Genomic DNA, 15407 nt, shown 5'->3' on the forward strand with positions numbered 1-15407 from the left:
GAAAGTATAATGAACACACCTTCTATTTATGGATTGACTTTGGATCAGCTGGAAGCTTGGTTGTTGGAACAAGGCCAGAAAAAATTCCGCGCCCAACAGATCTGGGACTGGCTATATATCAAACGCGTCCTCGATTTCTCGGAAATGACGAACTTGTCAAAAGATTTGGTTGCCCTTCTCTCCGACACCTTCCTGCTGCAGCCCCTGAATCAAGTGGTCGTCCAAGAATCAGCGGACGGCACAACTAAATACCTCTTCCAACTGGAAGATAAACTGATGATCGAAACCGTCCTGATGCGTCAGGAATACGGTCTGTCCGTCTGCGTCACGACCCAAGTCGGCTGCGATATCGGCTGCACGTTCTGCGCAAGCGGTCTGAAACGCAAGCAACGCGATCTGACTGCCGGCGAAATCGTTGCACAGATCATGCAGATCCAGCACTACTTGGATCAAAAAGGCAATGGTGAACGCGTCAGCCACATCGTTGTGATGGGCATAGGTGAACCGTTCGACAATTACGACAATGTCATCGCCTTCCTGAACATCGTCAACCACGCGAAAGGGTTGGCAATCGGCGCTCGTCATATCACGGTTTCCACCAGCGGATTGGCTCCGAAAATCCGCGAATTCGCGGAAAACGGGCTGCAAGTCAACTTGGCTTTGTCCCTGCATGCGCCGAACGATGAAATCCGCAGCCGCATGATGCGCATCAACCGCAAACACCCGCTGAAGGAAGTCATGTCCGCCATCGACGAGTATCTGGAAAAGACAAACCGCCGCATCACTTTCGAATACATCATGATTTCAGGTGTGAACGACAGACCGGAGCAGGCGCATGAATTGGTTGCCTTGTTGAAGGATAAGCGTCACCTGTCCTACGTGAACCTGATCCCTTACAATCCGGTTGCCGAGCACATCAAATACGAGCGCAGCACCAAAAAGGATATTCTGGCATTCTATGATATCCTCAAAAAGAACAACATCAACTGCGTCATCCGCAAGGAGCACGGCACCGACATCGATGCCGCCTGCGGCCAACTGCGCAGCAAACATCTGGAAAAAGCAACTAAATAATTGACCTTAGCGGGGGCCGTCTCAAAGTAAAATGAGATGGCCTCTGTTTTTTTGTTCGTTTCTGATTTTATTGCCGGTGTCGACCCTAGCCAGCAACCCAGCTCCTGCTTGTTTATTCCTCATCAGGAGAGGTCTCCTGCATCCAACCTTTGAATCCGCAATGCGGGCAAGTCAACCGTTTGCCTTGCTTGCCTCCGTTCAACGACAACAGATCCTTCAGGAAGCTGATTTTGAATTTTCGCCGGCATTGTGGGCAGACGTACGCATTCACACGCGAATGGTAGTATACGATCGCGAACAGAACCGCGATTCCCGCCAAAATCATCAGCGCCGGATAAAAGCCGCCTGCTCTCTCAGCCGCAGGAAAGCCAACCACCAAGAACAGCACATACCCCGCAACCGCAAGCATCGTAACGATATCCGATTTCCGGTTTTTTCCATTTTTTACCATGCCTCATTCTTCCCTTCCTGTTTCTAATTCAATCATAACACTTTTTGGTTGGGCACTAAAAGTGTGGTATATTGGAACCAACAAATTAAGTCCATTGGCAATAACATATTTGACCATTGGAGACGGAGGAATAGTATGAGCAGAGTAATTCTTACGACTGAAAGCGGCGCGGATATCCCCACTGATTTGGCAAAGAAACACAATATCCAGATTGTATCGATGCACGTCATCATGGATGATATCGATCATCTTGATGGATCTTTTCCGGTCACGGATCTGTATGATTATTACGAGCGAACCAATAAAACGCCTTCCACGACCGCAACCAATCCAAACGAATATACTGCTTTTTTCGAAAAGATCCGCTCTGAGCTTCCCGACAGCATCATCGTGCATATCGGCTACACCTCCAAGGCCTCTTCCTCATTCCAGAGTGCCGTGTTGGCGGCGGAAGATTTCGAGAACATCCACCTCATCGATGCCCTGAACGTATCCGGCGGCTTGGCCGCGATCGTACTTTATGCCGCTGATTTGCTTGAAAAGGAACCGGATATCGCAGTGGGAAAATTGGTTTCCGCCATCGAATCTGTAGTGCCGCGCACGCACTTCTCGTTCATGCCATCCGGTCTCGAATTCCTGCGGGCAGGCGGCCGCGTCTCCAATGCAGCTTATTTGGGGGCATCGCTGCTGAAGATAAAACCAACAATCGAATTGATCGACGGCAAATTGGTTTCCAAAAAAAAATACCGCGGCAAGATGAGCCGCGTCGTCGTCGATTTTTTTGATGACTACCTGAAGACTTATCCCATCGACGAAAATAAGCTGTACCTCATCCAATCGCTCGGCTTGGAAGAAGAAATCATGACCCAAATGGAAAACTACGCGAAGGAAAAAGGCTACCAGGACGTCACTTGGATCCAGACCGGCGGCGTCATCACTTCCCATGGCGGTCCTGGCGCTTTCGGGATTGCCGGAATCGAAAAATCAGGAAACGCCGAATAAAAGAAAAAACTTCTGCATTACGGAATAATTCCGTAATGCAGAAGTTTTTTGTTTGTCCACTAATTCTCTCCGATATCCTCAGGCAGGATCGTGAACAGGTCGGCCTCCTCATCTTCGGCCAGGCGGTTGCTTTGGTGCAACTTTGCCTTCTCGAAGAGGCTCCTGGCCGTACGGGCATTGCCGAAATGGCTGTCGCGTGTCGTATAGGACTGCACAAACAGTTTCTTCACTTTCTCCTGGGCTTCCTCCTTCAGCACAAAACCTTGCTGGGTGGCGGCCATGTGGAAGATTTCCGTCAGTTCTTCGCTGTCGTAATCCGGGAAATCGACCGTGTAGGCGATCCGGCTGCGGATGCCGGAGTTCATGCTGAGCATCTGCTCCATCTCGCTCGGATAGCCGGCCATGATGACGACCAGTTTGTCGCGGTTGTCCTCCATCTCCTTGATCAGCGTACTGATGGCTTCATAACCGAAGTCGTTTTCGGAAGCGGAATAAAGGGAATAGGCTTCATCGATGAACAGCACGCCGCCGTACGCTTCCTTGATTTTCTCCAATGTCTTCGGTCCGGTCTGGCCGACGTATTGCCCGACTAGATCTTCCCTTGTGACTTCGATCATGTGTCCGCGCTTCAGCACACCGATGGATTTCAGGATTTGGCTGATCAGCCGTGCGATGGTTGTCTTGCCTGTGCCGGGGTTCCCGGTGAAGACCATGTGCAAGGACAAATCGTTCATCGGATGCCCCATCTTTTCCCGGCGCTTTTCGGCGCGTACGTAATTCATGATCGAGCTGACTTGTTTTTTGACATCCTTCAACCCGACCAGATTGCGCAGCTGCGCCATCAAGTCTTCAATATTATCCCCGAACAATTGATTCGGGTCGATGCCGAAATCGAGCGGCTCGAGGATGACCAGATCATCCTTCGTCACCGGCTTTTCGCTCAGGCGGAAGGCCCGTTCGCGCATCGCTTCTTCCATGATGTTTCGGACGGCACGGGCATTGGCGAACTGCGGGACCACTTTTTCCTGATTGATTTTGACCTTGAAGGCCTGCTCGGCTTCCTCAGTCAACGTGTAATGATTATCCTTGGCTTGCGTCTTGGCGATTTCCAACAGTTCCTGATCGGAAAAATCCTCGAAATCGATCTGCATATTGATGCGGCTCGAAAGGCCAGGATTCGATTTCAGTAACTGTTTCATGCCTGTGTCATAACCCGCCAGGATCACGATGAAATCATTGCGGTGATCTTCCATCGCTTTGATCAAAGTGTCGATGGCTTCGGAACCGTAATCAAGCGAATCGCTGTCCGAGGACGCCAAAGAATAGGCTTCATCGATGAACAGCACCCCACCCATGGCCGACTCGATCACAGCCTTTGTCTTCTGGGCAGTCTGTCCGACGTAGCCGCCGACCAGATCCGAGCGATCGACTTCCACCAACTGTCCCGATTCGAGGATGCCCAGGGAATAGAAGATGTCCCCGAGAATCCTGGCGACTGTCGTTTTCCCTGTGCCCGGATTGCCGGAAAAGGCGAAATGATAGGAAGGCTGTTCGTTCTTTTCGATCGACAGCATATAGGCCCGTTTCTTGTCGTATTCGACCAGCTTCACGATCCGGTTGATGGTCTCCTTCACTTCCGTCAGACCGATCAGCTCATTCAGTTCGGCCAGAGACTCTTCCAAAGAGACTTTGACTTTCCGGTTGGAATGGGCGACATCCATATGGAAATAATCCGCTTGTGCCCCTCTTCTTGCCAGCCTGCTCGATTGCATGGTCGCGATCAGTTTGCCGACTTTTTCGGTGCTGTGCGAAAGCGGCCGCGTCCGTTCCAATTCCTTGTGGATACGGCGACATTCATCGAAACGGCCGTGGATATAGTAGGCGTAGACGCGGTCGTACTCGATGGCATCGTCATAGCCGTATTTCTCGGACTCCTCGATGGAAGCCAGGATCGTTTCCAGTTCCTCTTCCTGTTGCAGGTAGATTTTCGATTTCAACCGCAATGCCGCAAAGGATTTCGGACTGTGCTCCAGCACCTGATCGACGAGTTTCAGCGCCCGCGGGAGGTCGTTCTTTTCGAAGGCCATCTTCGCCAGTACAAGGGCAGCTTCCCAATTGGCAGGGTTGCGGGTGAAGGCGGCTTGCGCATAGCTCTCGGCTGCCTTGTCATCTCCGTCCTCCGTATACAGCTTCGCCAGCAATGTCAGATAGGCATCGCCAGTGCCGTCCAATTCCACTGCCCGCAATGCATAATGCATCGCTTTTTCCAGATTGCGGTTCTTGTAGTGGCTGAGCCCCAACAAGTAATTCACATGCGGATGATCCGGATGCGTCCGGATGGCTTCCATCAAGACCGGGACGCTGCTCAAGGACATGTTTTTTCTGATGTTGTTCTCTATCCCTTTCAGCCTCTCGTCTATGTTTTCAGTTAAGTTCTCGTCTGTCATCCGAAGCTTCTTCCTTCCTGTTCGTATACTCTATTTATCTAATTTGGACCTTTTCATGATGCCCTTTATTTTAGCACAATTCCGTCCCTTTCCATGTGTATATGCTCGCCGCTTTTCTCGTTCTGGATAGGGTGCGGGCGCAAAAAAGCTATCTTTTGAGTTTGCCTGCCGACAGGGTTATACTTTGATTGAAAGCAAAAAGAACCACGTGCCATCCAGACAGGAGGAGTTACACATGATTTACACAATCACGCTGAATCCGACCATCGATTATATCGTCACCGTCCCCCAATTGACTTTGGGTCAATCCCATCACATGCAGGATGAACTGATAACGCCCGGCGGGAAAGGCATCATGGTTTCGCGCGTCCTGAAAGCACTCGGAATCCCCTCGATTGCATTGGGCTTCCGCGGAGGCTTCACCGGTGACTTTGTGCGCGAATACATGGAGGAACTGAATATCCTCAACCAATTCACCGTGATCAAAGAGCGTACCCGTATCAATCTTGTATTGAAATCAGATCAGGATACCGAAATCAGCGACTACGGTCCCAACGCAACAGAGAAGGAAGTCGCCCGTTTCCTGAAAGGTTTCGAGGACATCTCGACGCAGGACTTCGTTGTGATGTCAGGCAGCAAGCTCCCTTCCATGCCCAAGGATTTTTATGAACAGCTGATCCGGTCCCTGCACGAGGAAGGCGTGCCTTTTGCCTGCGACATCACGAAAGATGAGCTGCGCAACAGCCTGCAGTATCATCCCTTAGTCGTCAAGCCGAACCAGAAGGAAGTCGGAGAATTTTTCGGCCGGACTTTCACCACTTGGCAGGAGGTTATCCCTTACGGCAAGCAGTTGGTTGAATTGGGCGCCCAGCATGCCATCGTTTCCTTGGGCGGGGATGGCGCCTTGCTATTTACACCGAATGAAGTCATCTATGCGCCGCCTTTATCCGGAAAAGTCGCCAATCCGGTCGGAGCCGGAGATTCCATGGTGGCCGGGTTCGTGGGCACCTTCATCCGGACAGGAGACGCTTCGGAAGCTTTCCGGGTAGCAGTAGCTGCCGGAACTGCAACAGCTTTCTCCCCGGATATCGCAACCACTGAAGAAATCGAGGCGCAATTGGGCCGCGTTGTTCTGGAAAAAATCGAATAACTACACAATTTTAAAAGCGTTGGATAATCCCGGTCTCCGGAGGCTATCCAACGCTTTTTATCTTTATTAGCCTTCTGCTTCGGCCATTTCTTCCGCCAAGTTGTGGTAGCCGATTTCCTTGTCCATGAAATCATCGGATTGGACGGCGAAATGTTGCGTGATGCTTTCGATGGTTTGGATCTCGCATTTCGCGTTATCCACGATGTAATCGAGGATGTGTCCGCCAAATTTGCGGTCATCGCTGATGAAATGGCAATGGAAGCCACCCTTGGCTACGCCATCAAACAATTCAGGTGTATAGATGCCGATTGCCGTCCCTTGCATATCGTAGGACTCGAATTCCGGCTGGACACGCGTTGCTTCGATCAGGCGCGGATACGGTTTTTGCTGCTTCGGCACCGCCCGCGTATGCATGTATTCAAAATGCCCGGTTATTTTGACGACCGAGAACACATTCCGGCTGCGCACGCGCTTGACAATATCCGACCTGACTTTTCTCAGCGTCATCGGCCGGTCGATGTCGTATTCACGGTCCGGTTGAAAAAAAGTCACCGCAGCATGCGGCGTTGTCTGGGATGGATCGACTTTCGAAATCGATCCGTCCGCCTTCGCTTGATAGGCGATGCCGTCCAACAGGATCAGTTCCCCTTCAAAATCATGGAAAGTCCCGATTCCGATGTCCCCATGCTTCAATAGCTCTTCAAATGTCAGGGTTCCGTCGAATACCCCCGCCATCAAATCCCCCAGCGTCTGATGCTGATACAATGTACTTTCGCCCATCTGCTCCCGCCCCTTCTGTTCCCTTATGCAATCATTTTTTCTGTCTGAACATGATAGCCCATTATATCACAGCGGGAAGGCGTCAAACAATCGCATCACACATAATGTCAGGCGGCAAACAATGAGGGCCGCCCCTAAAAGAGACAGCCCTCCATTCATACTATATTACGCTAATTTTGTTTCCAGGTAATCAACCAAAACATCTTTCGGATGGTAGCCTGTCAGTTTTTCCACCGGTTTTCCATCTTTGAACAACACCATCGTCGGAATGCTCATGATGCCGAACTGTGAAGCCGTCGCTTGGTTATCGTCAATGTTCAATTTGACGATTTTCACTTTGTTGTCCATCTCTTCTTCGATTTCTTCCAAAACGGGTCCGAGCATGCGGCAAGGTCCGCACCAAGGCGCCCAAAAATCCATCAATGTCAAACCTTCTTGTACTTCACTTTGCCATGTTGTATCTGTTACTTGTGTGCTCATTCTTTATCTATCCTTCCTTAAACTGTATATTTTTCCCTAAATTTCTTATCAACAAAACGTATTATACCCCACCCGGTATTATTAGTAAATAAAAAAGATTTAAAAAGTAAGCAAGATGATTGACAATCCCTCCTAACAGGCATAACATAGTTAGGGCACGAACTATATGGGTGGTGAAAAATAATGAGCAACACAGACTTGCTGGGATTCCGGATCAGATCGCTTTGGCAACAAATAAAGCGCCTCATGAATAGGCACTTGACCGAAAATGATGGTTACGGTTTGACCGGCATGCAATTCGCGATCGTTTCCTACATCGCCAAAGAATCAGTAGAGCGGGACGTCTTTCAGAAAGATCTCGAGCAGAAATTCGACATCCGCAAATCGACCGTCACAGGCATCCTGAATACGATGGAAAGAGATGGCTTGCTGCTGCGGGAAACCGTTCCTTATGACGCCAGACTGCGGAAAATGATACTGACGGATAAGGCTTTGCAGGCAAAACAAAATACGGAACAAGTGATTGATTCCGTGGAGAGCCAATTGTCCAAAGGATTGACCGAAGAAGAAATCACCACCTTTTTGAGCATTCTCGAGAAAATATCGAAAAATGCCGAGAGCTGATTGCCTCAACCGTTTCAAAAGTCACCCAATCATTATTTACGGAAAGGATTAACGCTATGATAAAAAAACTCATGGGCAGCATACGCGAGTATAAAAAGGACTCGATCCTTGCCCCTATATATGTCACTTTGGAAGTCGTCCTTGAAGTGCTTATCCCCTATTTGATGTCTATGATCATCGATAAAGGGATCGGAGAAGGAGACATGCCGTTCATCATCCGCATCGGACTGATTTTGATCGTCTCCACCCTCTTCTCATTAGGGTTCGGAGTCCTGTCCGGTTTGCATGCGGCAAAAGCTTCGGCCGGATTCGCCAAAAATATCCGCAAGGACATGTACTACAATATCCAGGATTTCTCATTTTCGAATATCGATCAGTTTTCGACATCCAGTCTGATCACCCGTTTGACGACGGACATCACGAATGTCCAGAACTCTTACCAGATGATCATCCGGATCATGGTCCGGGCGCCGCTTATGCTCGTATTCTCATTGTTGATGGCTCTGAGCATCAACAGTGAACTCGGGATGGTCTTCCTTGGAGCGATCCCGTTCCTGGGCTTCGGTCTTTACCTGATCATGTCACAAGCCTTCCCGATTTTCCAGAGAGTTTTCCGCACCTATGACAAGCTGAACCGGGTCGTCCAGGAAAATCTTTATGGCATCCGGGTCGTCAAATCCTTTGTGCGTGAAGAGCACGAGACAGAAAAATTCAAATCCGTCTCCAAGAAAATCTACACTGATTTCACCAAGGCCGAAAAAATATTGGCGTTCAACAGCCCTTTGATGCAATTCACGATGTACGCAAGCATTCTGACCTTGTCCCTATTGGGCGCACGCATGATCGTCTCCGGTTCGATGACGACAGGCCAACTGATGAGTCTGATCACATACGCTTCCCAAATTCTGATGAGTCTGATGATGATTTCGATGGTCTTCGTTATGGTCACGATCTCCCGTGCTTCAGCGGAGCGGATTGTGGAAGTACTGAGTGAGGACAGCGACCTGAAGAACAACAGCAATCCGATCACAGTCATCCCTGACGGATCTGTCAGTTTCGAGCAGGTTGACTTCAGTTACACCAACGATCCGCAGAAGCTTGCCTTGAAAAATGTCAGTTTTTCCGTCAAATCAGGGGAAACTGTGGGCATCATCGGCGGAACCGGCAGTGCTAAAACTTCTCTGGTCCACCTTATTCCGCGTCTCTATGATGCAACCGGTGGTACGGTAAAAGTCGGCGGCGTCGATGTACGCGATTATGATATGCAGACATTACGCGGCGAAGTCGCTATGGTGCTCCAAAAAAATATCCTGTTCTCGGGAACGATCAAAGACAATCTGCGTTGGGGCAATCCTGCCGCTACCGATGCAGAGCTGATGACTGCGGCGCGACAAGCTCAAGCCGATGAATTCATCCAACGCCTTCCTGATGGCTACGACACTTATATTGAAGAAGGCGGCACAAACGTCTCCGGCGGGCAAAGACAACGGCTCTGTATCGCGCGCGCTTTGGTGAAACAACCAAAAATCCTGATTCTCGATGACTCGACCAGCGCCGTGGACACCCGGACGGATTCCTTGATCCGGACCGCTTTCAAGGAAGAAATCCCGAACACAACCAAATTCATCATCGCCCAGCGCGTCTCTTCCGTTCAGGATGCCGACAAAATCATCGTGATGGAGAGCGGCAGCGTCAATGGCATCGGGACGCACGATGAATTGCTGGCAACAAACACCATTTACCAAGAAGTCTACTATTCACAAACGAAAGGGGGCAAAATTGCTGATGAAGCCTAATCAACCAAAACGACGCGGAGCCAAAGATGCCGGCAAAACAACAAAACGCCTCCTGTCCTATATTTCCAAAGGCCACAAATTCACCTTTAGCCTTGTATTGATCTGTATCCTCATAAGCGCACTTGCCAATGTTGTGGGTTCGCTTTTCCTGAAGACGCTGATTGATGAGTATATCACGCCTTTACTGGGCGTAACCAATCCGGTCTTCACCAGCATGTACCGTGCAATCGCGATGATGGCCGGCATTTACATGATCGGTGTCGTGGCGACGTATGTCTACAACATCCTGATGGTTTCCATTTCCCAAGGGATCCAGAAAAAAATCCGCGATGAGCTGTTCGCGCATATGCAGACCTTACCGATCAAATATTTTGATACGCATGCGCACGGGGATGTCATGAGCCGCTATACCAATGATATCGATACTTTGCGCCAGATGCTTTCGCAAAGTATCCCGATGGCCTTTTCTTCCCTGGTCACAATCGTCAGCGTATTCGCTGCGATGCTGGCGGTAAGTTTGCCGCTGACGCTAATCGTCGTCCTGATGGTTGCCTTGTCGATCACCGTCACAAAGACGATCGGCGGCAAGAGTTCCGTCAACTTCGTCAAGCAACAGCAGACGCTCGGTAAAGTGAACGGCTATATCGAGGAAATGATGCACGGGCAAAAAGAAGTCAAAGTTTTCGGACGCGAAACGGAATCGAAGGAACGATTCGACAAACTCAACGACGAGTTGCGTGAGAGCGCGACGAACGCAAACATCTACGCAAATATCCTGATGCCGATCCTAGGGAATCTGGGATTCCTGCAATATGCTCTGATCGCAATGTTCGGAGGCGCCATGGCTGTCGCAGGCATCGGCGGATTGACCTTGGGGGCGATTGCTTCCTTCCTGCAGTTGAGCCGTTCTTTCACAATGCCGGTCAACCAGATTTCCCAACAAGTTTCATCGATCGTGATGGCTTTGGCGGGTGCTGAGCGGATCTTCGAATTGATGGATGAAAAGCCTGAGTTGGATGAAGGCACCGTAACCTTGGTGAATGCAACCATGGTCGGTGATGAAGTGAAGGAAGCCGAAAACCACACCGGACTTTGGGCATGGAAAGTGCCTCAAGCAGATGGTTCGGTCCGTTATACGCAACTGACCGGTGATGTCCGATTTTTTGATGTCGACTTCTCCTACAATCCCGACAAACAGATTCTGCATGACATCAGCCTCTATGCCCATCCCGGCGAGAAAGTCGCTTTTGTGGGATCGACGGGTGCCGGCAAAACGACCATCACGAACCTGATCAATCGTTTCTATGACATCCAGGACGGAAAAATCGTTTATGATGGCATCGACATCGCAGACATCAAGAAAAATGACCTGCGCCGTTCCCTTGGTATCGTGTTGCAGGACACTAACCTCTTTACCGGAACGATTCTGGAAAACATCCGTTACGGCAATCTGCACGCATCCGATGAAGAAATTTATGCGGCAGCGCGTTTGGCGAATGCCGATGATTTCATCTCCCGTTTGCCTCTGGGATACCAAACAGTCATTTCCGGCGACGGCGAAGGCCTTTCCCAAGGCAGAAACAATTGCTTTCGATTGCCCGTGCGGCAGTTGCCGATCCTCCCGTCATGATACTGGATGAAGCAACTTCCAGCATCGACACGCGGACAGAATCGATCGTGCAGCGCGGCATGGATGCGTTGATGCAAGGACGCACCGTATTCGTCATCGCCCACCGCCTGTCCACTATCCAGAATGCCGACGTGATCATGCTGATGGAGCAAGGCCGGATCATCGAACGCGGCGATCATGAGAAATTGATCGGCGAACAAGGAAAATATTATCAGCTTTATACCGGAGCATTCGAGCTCGAATAAACATTTAAAATCAAACACCCCTCAGCATGGCAGTTCCGATTGGAGCGCCATGCTGAGGGGTGTTTTTGGTATGCAGCCGAGTTAGATGAAGTCAGGGTCGACGCGTGGTAAAATGATCACGAAAGATACTTCATCCACCAAAGTCGCGACGATTGCCCGCCCGAGAGAAAGAGGTGCTTGCGATGACTGAAAAAAGAGTTTTCCAATCCGATGCATTCATCATCCGTCCCTTTGTTGCCGGCATCCCGTTCATCCTGATATTCGGCGGCCTCTCCCACTTCGCATTCGCATGGTTCGGGAAAGCCAGCTGGGCTGCGCCTTTCGTCCCCGTGAACGAGAGTGTCTGGGAACATCTGAAAATGAGTTACTGGTCCACCTTCCTGTGGTTTCTATTCATCTTCCTCTTTTTCGGAAAAAGATATCGTCTTTCGCCATCCCGTTGGTTGCTGGCGGGGATCGTGTCCATGCTGTTCTGTCCGCTCCTCATCGTTACCGGATTCTACACGCTAAAAGGCGCTTTCGGCATCGAATCCCTTTTCACTGACGAGCTGCTGTTCTTTTTCGGCATCATCAGCGGTCAACTGTTGGCTTCCCGCACTTATCGCTATTTAGAGCCCCCGCGCATTTGGATTGGAACAGCAACCGTGCTCTGGCTTCTTTTCGCGCTTGCGTTTGTGCTTTTCAGTTTCCAGCCTCCCACCCTGCCGCTCTTTCTGGATACGCCGACCGGAAGCTATGGGTTTTAGATTGCTTAGCGAGGGATCCGGTTCAGGGTTGGCTGCGTTCGTAAAGTCATCCAAAAAATAGCTCCTCAAAACAGAACAGAGCGGAAAAGCCCTCGCAGAGGATGGCTTTTCCGCTCTTTTAATACAGGATATCATTGCTGATCGTAGTGTAGAAAAGTTGCTTGATCCGGGCCGGGTCTTGCGTCTGGCCCAATATCCACATAAGTTTGCATACGACCGCTTCGGTGATCATGTCGTAGGCTTCCAAAATATTGACCCGCGATTTCAGTTCGTGGCCGACTTTGTAGATTTCCATGTCGCTGCCCTCATTCGGGACCTGCGTCGTCATGACCACAGTCTTCCCTTGGCCGATCCAGTGGTTGATGACCTCGAAATACCCGTACTCCGGCGCCGAAGGGATCCCGCCGACTCCGTAGCTTTCGATGATGATGGCATCGTTCCGTTCAAGCATGTAAGCAAGAATATCCGAATCCACTCCCGGCGTCAGCTTGAACAACGCGACCTTCGCATCCAGACTGTCATAGAAACGCGGTGCTGGCGCTTTTTCTTTTGTGATGTAGGAGATTACGCGTCCATCCTGGATGATCGCCAAATAAGGGTAATTGATGCTGGAAAAAGCCTGGAAGCTCTTGGAATGCGTCTTCCTTGCCCGTGTTCCGAGGATAACCTTCCCATTGAAGACGATCTGGACACCGCTGGCGGAATCTGAAGATGCGTACAGGAAACTGTCGAAGAGATTCGTCTTCGAATCGGTGATTTCCATATTGATCGGTTTTTGGGCTCCGGTGATGATGATTGGTTTGGGGGAATCCTGGATCATATAGGAAAGCGCGGCAGCCGTATAAGCCATCGTGTCGGTTCCGTGGGTGACGACAAACCCGTCATATTGTTCATACTTTTCTCTGATGGTGTCCGTCATCAGCACCCAGATATCAGGCGCGATGTTGGTGCTGTCGATATTGCAGATCTGAAGGGTATCGACCTCGCATATTTCTGAGATACCAGGAATAAAAGCCAGTATCTCTTCTGATGTCAGCTGGGGATCGAGCCCATTCGGCGTTATTTTTGATGCGATCGTACCGCCCGTGCCGATCATCAATATCTTTTTCTTAGTCACACATTCACCTGCTTGTTCATTATTTTTTTCATGGTTTTCCGCGTCTGGTGGTTAATATACCACGACCGGCGTGCCGACGGAATAGGTATTGTAAAGAGTTTGGACCGCATAGTAAGGGGTATTGACGCAGCCGTGCGAACCCCAATACAGATACAGGTCACCGCCGAAGCCCTGGGTCTGCCAAGAGGCGTCATGCAAACCGTAGGCATTCCCCAAAAATGGAATCCAATATTGGACCGGTGACTCGTAATCTTCCCCGATCAGAACGCTTGGGGATTCCTTATACGGTTGGATCGCGAACAGTCCTCTTGGCGTCGGCATCGAAGGTCGTCCGGTGATGACGGGAGCATTGACAATCTGCTGATTGCCGATGTAGGCCCAGACGCGTTGATAGGCGATGCTGATGATGATGTAACTGGAGCCAACATAATAGTTGGTGCCGGCGTTCGTCCGGAAGGTGCCATCCTGGACAGTCCAATCGGGTCCCGTCGGATAAATCGGAACGGCCGGGGCAACCGGTGCGGGCGGCGGTTTCGGTACGTATTTCATGAAAGCGACTGCCGTGTTCCCCGGCGCTGCCGCATCTTTTTGGACCAATTGCATCTGGACGGCGCTGACGTCATAGTCGTATCCTTGCGTTCCGGCTGTTTCGCCATTCTTGGCCCAATCCAACCAACCCACTCCCGGCACATGGACCTGATAATAAATATCATAGTGCGCAGCCAGTTCATCCGTCAACTGCATTTCGATACGCTCGATGAGTTGCCCTGTTCCTGGCAGTCCGGCTTCCAATCCGTCCTGTGTCCATTCAAGCCAACCGTTTTCACTTGTGGCGGCACGGTAGGAGACCGATCCAGGATAAGGTTGGGAATCCAATTTCGCCTGCAAGCCCTCCAGCGATTGCGAGGAATCAGGGGATCCGCTTTGCGCCGGATTGAGGACAGGCTCCTGCCAGCCCGAATCCGTCAAATAGCTACCGTAGGACAAAACAGGTTCGATGCGTTCGATGAAGTTCTGCTCACGCTTGCCTAAAAAAATCTGTTCCTTGTTCATCAGAACGATTTCAACTCCTTCAATCGGATAGCGGAAACCGGCCGTTCCGGCTGTTTCACCATTTCCGGCCCAATCCAGCCAACCGAAGCGGCTCGTTTGTACCCGGTAATAAAGATCGTATTGAGCTGCCAAAGCACCCGTCAATTTGAATTGCACGGCCTCGATCGCTTCACCTGCCCCTGTCGTTCCGGATATTTCGCCGTTTTTGGCATAGCCTGACCAACCGCTGTCCTGACGATAAGTCCGATAAGAAACGCTGCCTGCTTGAGATAAATTGGTCAAGCGCACCTGGATGGCTTCGAGCGGTAAAGCCGCCCCGCCGCTGATTGCGCCTTCCTGGACTTCGGGATGCCAACCGCTGTCCTGTAAGTAAGTCGTATAAACTAATTCAGCATTGCCGGCCGCTGGCGTTGAAGGCTGGCTATCCAGTCTCCATGATAGGGCAGCAACACTTCTTGTCTGTTGTGTGACATGATCCCTGCCGGTTTCGGCAAGCGTTCCATCCAGATTTAGGTAGGCTGGATCGTAAAGCTCCAGCAAACTTTGTTGGACAACTGCAACGTTCTCCAACGAATATGCTGGAGCTGCGATGCGGGCAGGGGCTAATCCGGCAACAATGAACAACCCCAACAGAATAAACAAAATGTTCCTTCTCATGATAATCCCTCCCGGCAGGACCGTAAGCGACAAGAATTGGAGCGTCCATTCGTAACCGCTCTCTTTCCTCCATTATACCAAACAATACCCCGTTAAAAAAAACACAAGCGGGCCAAAGACCCGGATAACTGCAAAAAGTTCAGGGACGCTTCAAA

Annotated in this window: 12 protein-coding genes and 1 pseudogene; 7 read left to right on the top strand and 6 right to left on the bottom strand. The window is 50.5% G+C overall.

Features of this window, described 5'->3' with window-relative positions:
• The first annotated feature begins 9 nt into the window (after nucleotides 1–9).
• Nucleotides 10–1074, top strand: coding sequence for a dual-specificity RNA methyltransferase RlmN (gene rlmN / locus ACKPBX_RS05295; protein WP_107994791.1), 1065 nt, complete (start codon nucleotides 10–12; stop codon nucleotides 1072–1074).
• Nucleotides 1075–1186: 112 nt separating this feature from the next.
• On the opposite strand, the gene ACKPBX_RS05300 is transcribed toward rlmN, so the two are convergent.
• Nucleotides 1187–1525: a hypothetical protein gene (locus ACKPBX_RS05300; RefSeq protein ID WP_319996202.1), complete on the bottom strand. Its 339-nt coding sequence runs from the start codon at nucleotides 1523–1525 to the stop codon at nucleotides 1187–1189.
• A 135-nt stretch (nucleotides 1526–1660) separates the two neighbouring features.
• Here ACKPBX_RS05300 and ACKPBX_RS05305 point away from each other — a divergent pair, with 135 nt between their 5' ends.
• On the top strand, nucleotides 1661–2527 hold the full coding sequence (locus tag ACKPBX_RS05305) for a DegV family protein (RefSeq protein ID WP_319996203.1): 867 nt from the start codon (nucleotides 1661–1663) through the stop codon (nucleotides 2525–2527).
• A gap of 59 nt (nucleotides 2528–2586) precedes the next feature.
• Here the strand turns inward: ACKPBX_RS05305 and ACKPBX_RS05310 are convergent, their stop codons facing one another.
• On the bottom strand, nucleotides 2587–4974 hold the full coding sequence (locus ACKPBX_RS05310) for an AAA family ATPase (RefSeq protein ID WP_319996204.1): 2388 nt from the start codon (nucleotides 4972–4974) through the stop codon (nucleotides 2587–2589).
• A gap of 235 nt (nucleotides 4975–5209) precedes the next feature.
• Here ACKPBX_RS05310 and pfkB point away from each other — a divergent pair, with 235 nt between their 5' ends.
• The gene (gene pfkB, locus ACKPBX_RS05315) at nucleotides 5210–6124 is read left to right on the top strand and encodes a 1-phosphofructokinase (protein WP_319996205.1); all 915 of its coding nucleotides are present in this window, start codon (nucleotides 5210–5212) and stop codon (nucleotides 6122–6124) included.
• A gap of 66 nt (nucleotides 6125–6190) precedes the next feature.
• Here pfkB and budA read toward each other — a convergent pair whose 3' ends face one another.
• Both budA and trxA read right to left on the bottom strand, forming a co-directional pair.
• Nucleotides 6191–6904 carry an acetolactate decarboxylase gene (gene budA / locus ACKPBX_RS05320; protein ID WP_119092289.1) on the bottom strand — a complete coding sequence of 238 codons (714 nt, stop codon included), beginning with the start codon at nucleotides 6902–6904 and terminating at the stop codon, nucleotides 6191–6193.
• Between the two features lie 165 nt (nucleotides 6905–7069).
• Nucleotides 7070–7384, bottom strand: coding sequence for a thioredoxin (trxA, locus tag ACKPBX_RS05325; protein ID WP_319996206.1), 315 nt, complete (start codon nucleotides 7382–7384; stop codon nucleotides 7070–7072).
• Nucleotides 7385–7567: 183 nt separating this feature from the next.
• Here trxA and ACKPBX_RS05330 point away from each other — a divergent pair, with 183 nt between their 5' ends.
• From ACKPBX_RS05330 to ACKPBX_RS05345, 4 genes and pseudogenes are all read left to right on the top strand, one after another.
• Nucleotides 7568–8008 (top strand): MarR family winged helix-turn-helix transcriptional regulator, encoded by a 441-nt coding sequence (locus ACKPBX_RS05330; protein WP_319996207.1) that lies wholly within the window; start codon nucleotides 7568–7570, stop codon nucleotides 8006–8008.
• Between the two features lie 56 nt (nucleotides 8009–8064).
• On the top strand, nucleotides 8065–9804 hold the full coding sequence (locus ACKPBX_RS05335) for an ABC transporter ATP-binding protein (RefSeq protein ID WP_086626755.1): 1740 nt from the start codon (nucleotides 8065–8067) through the stop codon (nucleotides 9802–9804).
• A pseudogene (locus ACKPBX_RS05340) lies at nucleotides 9794–11679 on the top strand (ABC transporter ATP-binding protein). Before ACKPBX_RS05335 ends, ACKPBX_RS05340 begins: the two are co-directional and overlap by 11 nt.
• Before the next feature lie 182 nt (nucleotides 11680–11861).
• A complete protein-coding gene (locus ACKPBX_RS05345; protein WP_319996208.1) occupies nucleotides 11862–12425 on the top strand; it encodes a DUF6512 family protein in 564 nt (187 codons plus the stop codon).
• 118 nt (nucleotides 12426–12543) lie between these two features.
• On the opposite strand, the gene ACKPBX_RS05350 is transcribed toward ACKPBX_RS05345, so the two are convergent.
• Complete coding sequence (locus ACKPBX_RS05350) at nucleotides 12544–13542, bottom strand: asparaginase (protein WP_233436723.1); 999 nt, start codon at nucleotides 13540–13542, stop codon at nucleotides 12544–12546.
• A gap of 51 nt (nucleotides 13543–13593) precedes the next feature.
• Nucleotides 13594–15252, bottom strand: a complete 1659-nt coding sequence (locus ACKPBX_RS05355; protein ID WP_319996209.1) for a L,D-transpeptidase family protein — start codon at nucleotides 15250–15252, stop codon at nucleotides 13594–13596.
• Nucleotides 15253–15407 lie beyond the last annotated feature (155 nt).

The organism is Trichococcus shcherbakoviae, assembly GCF_963666195.1.
GTDB classification, from domain to species: Bacteria; Bacillota; Bacilli; order Lactobacillales; family Aerococcaceae; genus Trichococcus; species Trichococcus shcherbakoviae.

What these genes read in the sequence shown, in the direction of transcription:
- ACKPBX_RS05305 (WP_319996203.1), top strand. Translation starts at nt 1,661, where the DNA reads ATGAGCAGAGTAATTCTTACGACTGAAAGCGGCGCGGATATCCCCACT.
- ACKPBX_RS05310 (WP_319996204.1), bottom strand. Translation starts at nt 4,974, where the DNA reads ATGACAGACGAGAACTTAACTGAAAACATAGACGAGAGGCTGAAAGGG.
- ACKPBX_RS05330 (WP_319996207.1), top strand. Translation starts at nt 7,568, where the DNA reads ATGAGCAACACAGACTTGCTGGGATTCCGGATCAGATCGCTTTGGCAA.
- ACKPBX_RS05335 (WP_086626755.1), top strand. Translation starts at nt 8,065, where the DNA reads ATGATAAAAAAACTCATGGGCAGCATACGCGAGTATAAAAAGGACTCG.
- rlmN (WP_107994791.1), top strand. Translation starts at nt 10, where the DNA reads ATGAACACACCTTCTATTTATGGATTGACTTTGGATCAGCTGGAAGCT.
- ACKPBX_RS05300 (WP_319996202.1), bottom strand. Translation starts at nt 1,525, where the DNA reads ATGGTAAAAAATGGAAAAAACCGGAAATCGGATATCGTTACGATGCTT.
- trxA (WP_319996206.1), bottom strand. Translation starts at nt 7,384, where the DNA reads ATGAGCACACAAGTAACAGATACAACATGGCAAAGTGAAGTACAAGAA.
- pfkB (WP_319996205.1), top strand. Translation starts at nt 5,210, where the DNA reads ATGATTTACACAATCACGCTGAATCCGACCATCGATTATATCGTCACC.
- budA (WP_119092289.1), bottom strand. Translation starts at nt 6,904, where the DNA reads ATGGGCGAAAGTACATTGTATCAGCATCAGACGCTGGGGGATTTGATG.
- ACKPBX_RS05345 (WP_319996208.1), top strand. Translation starts at nt 11,862, where the DNA reads ATGACTGAAAAAAGAGTTTTCCAATCCGATGCATTCATCATCCGTCCC.
- ACKPBX_RS05355 (WP_319996209.1), bottom strand. Translation starts at nt 15,252, where the DNA reads ATGAGAAGGAACATTTTGTTTATTCTGTTGGGGTTGTTCATTGTTGCC.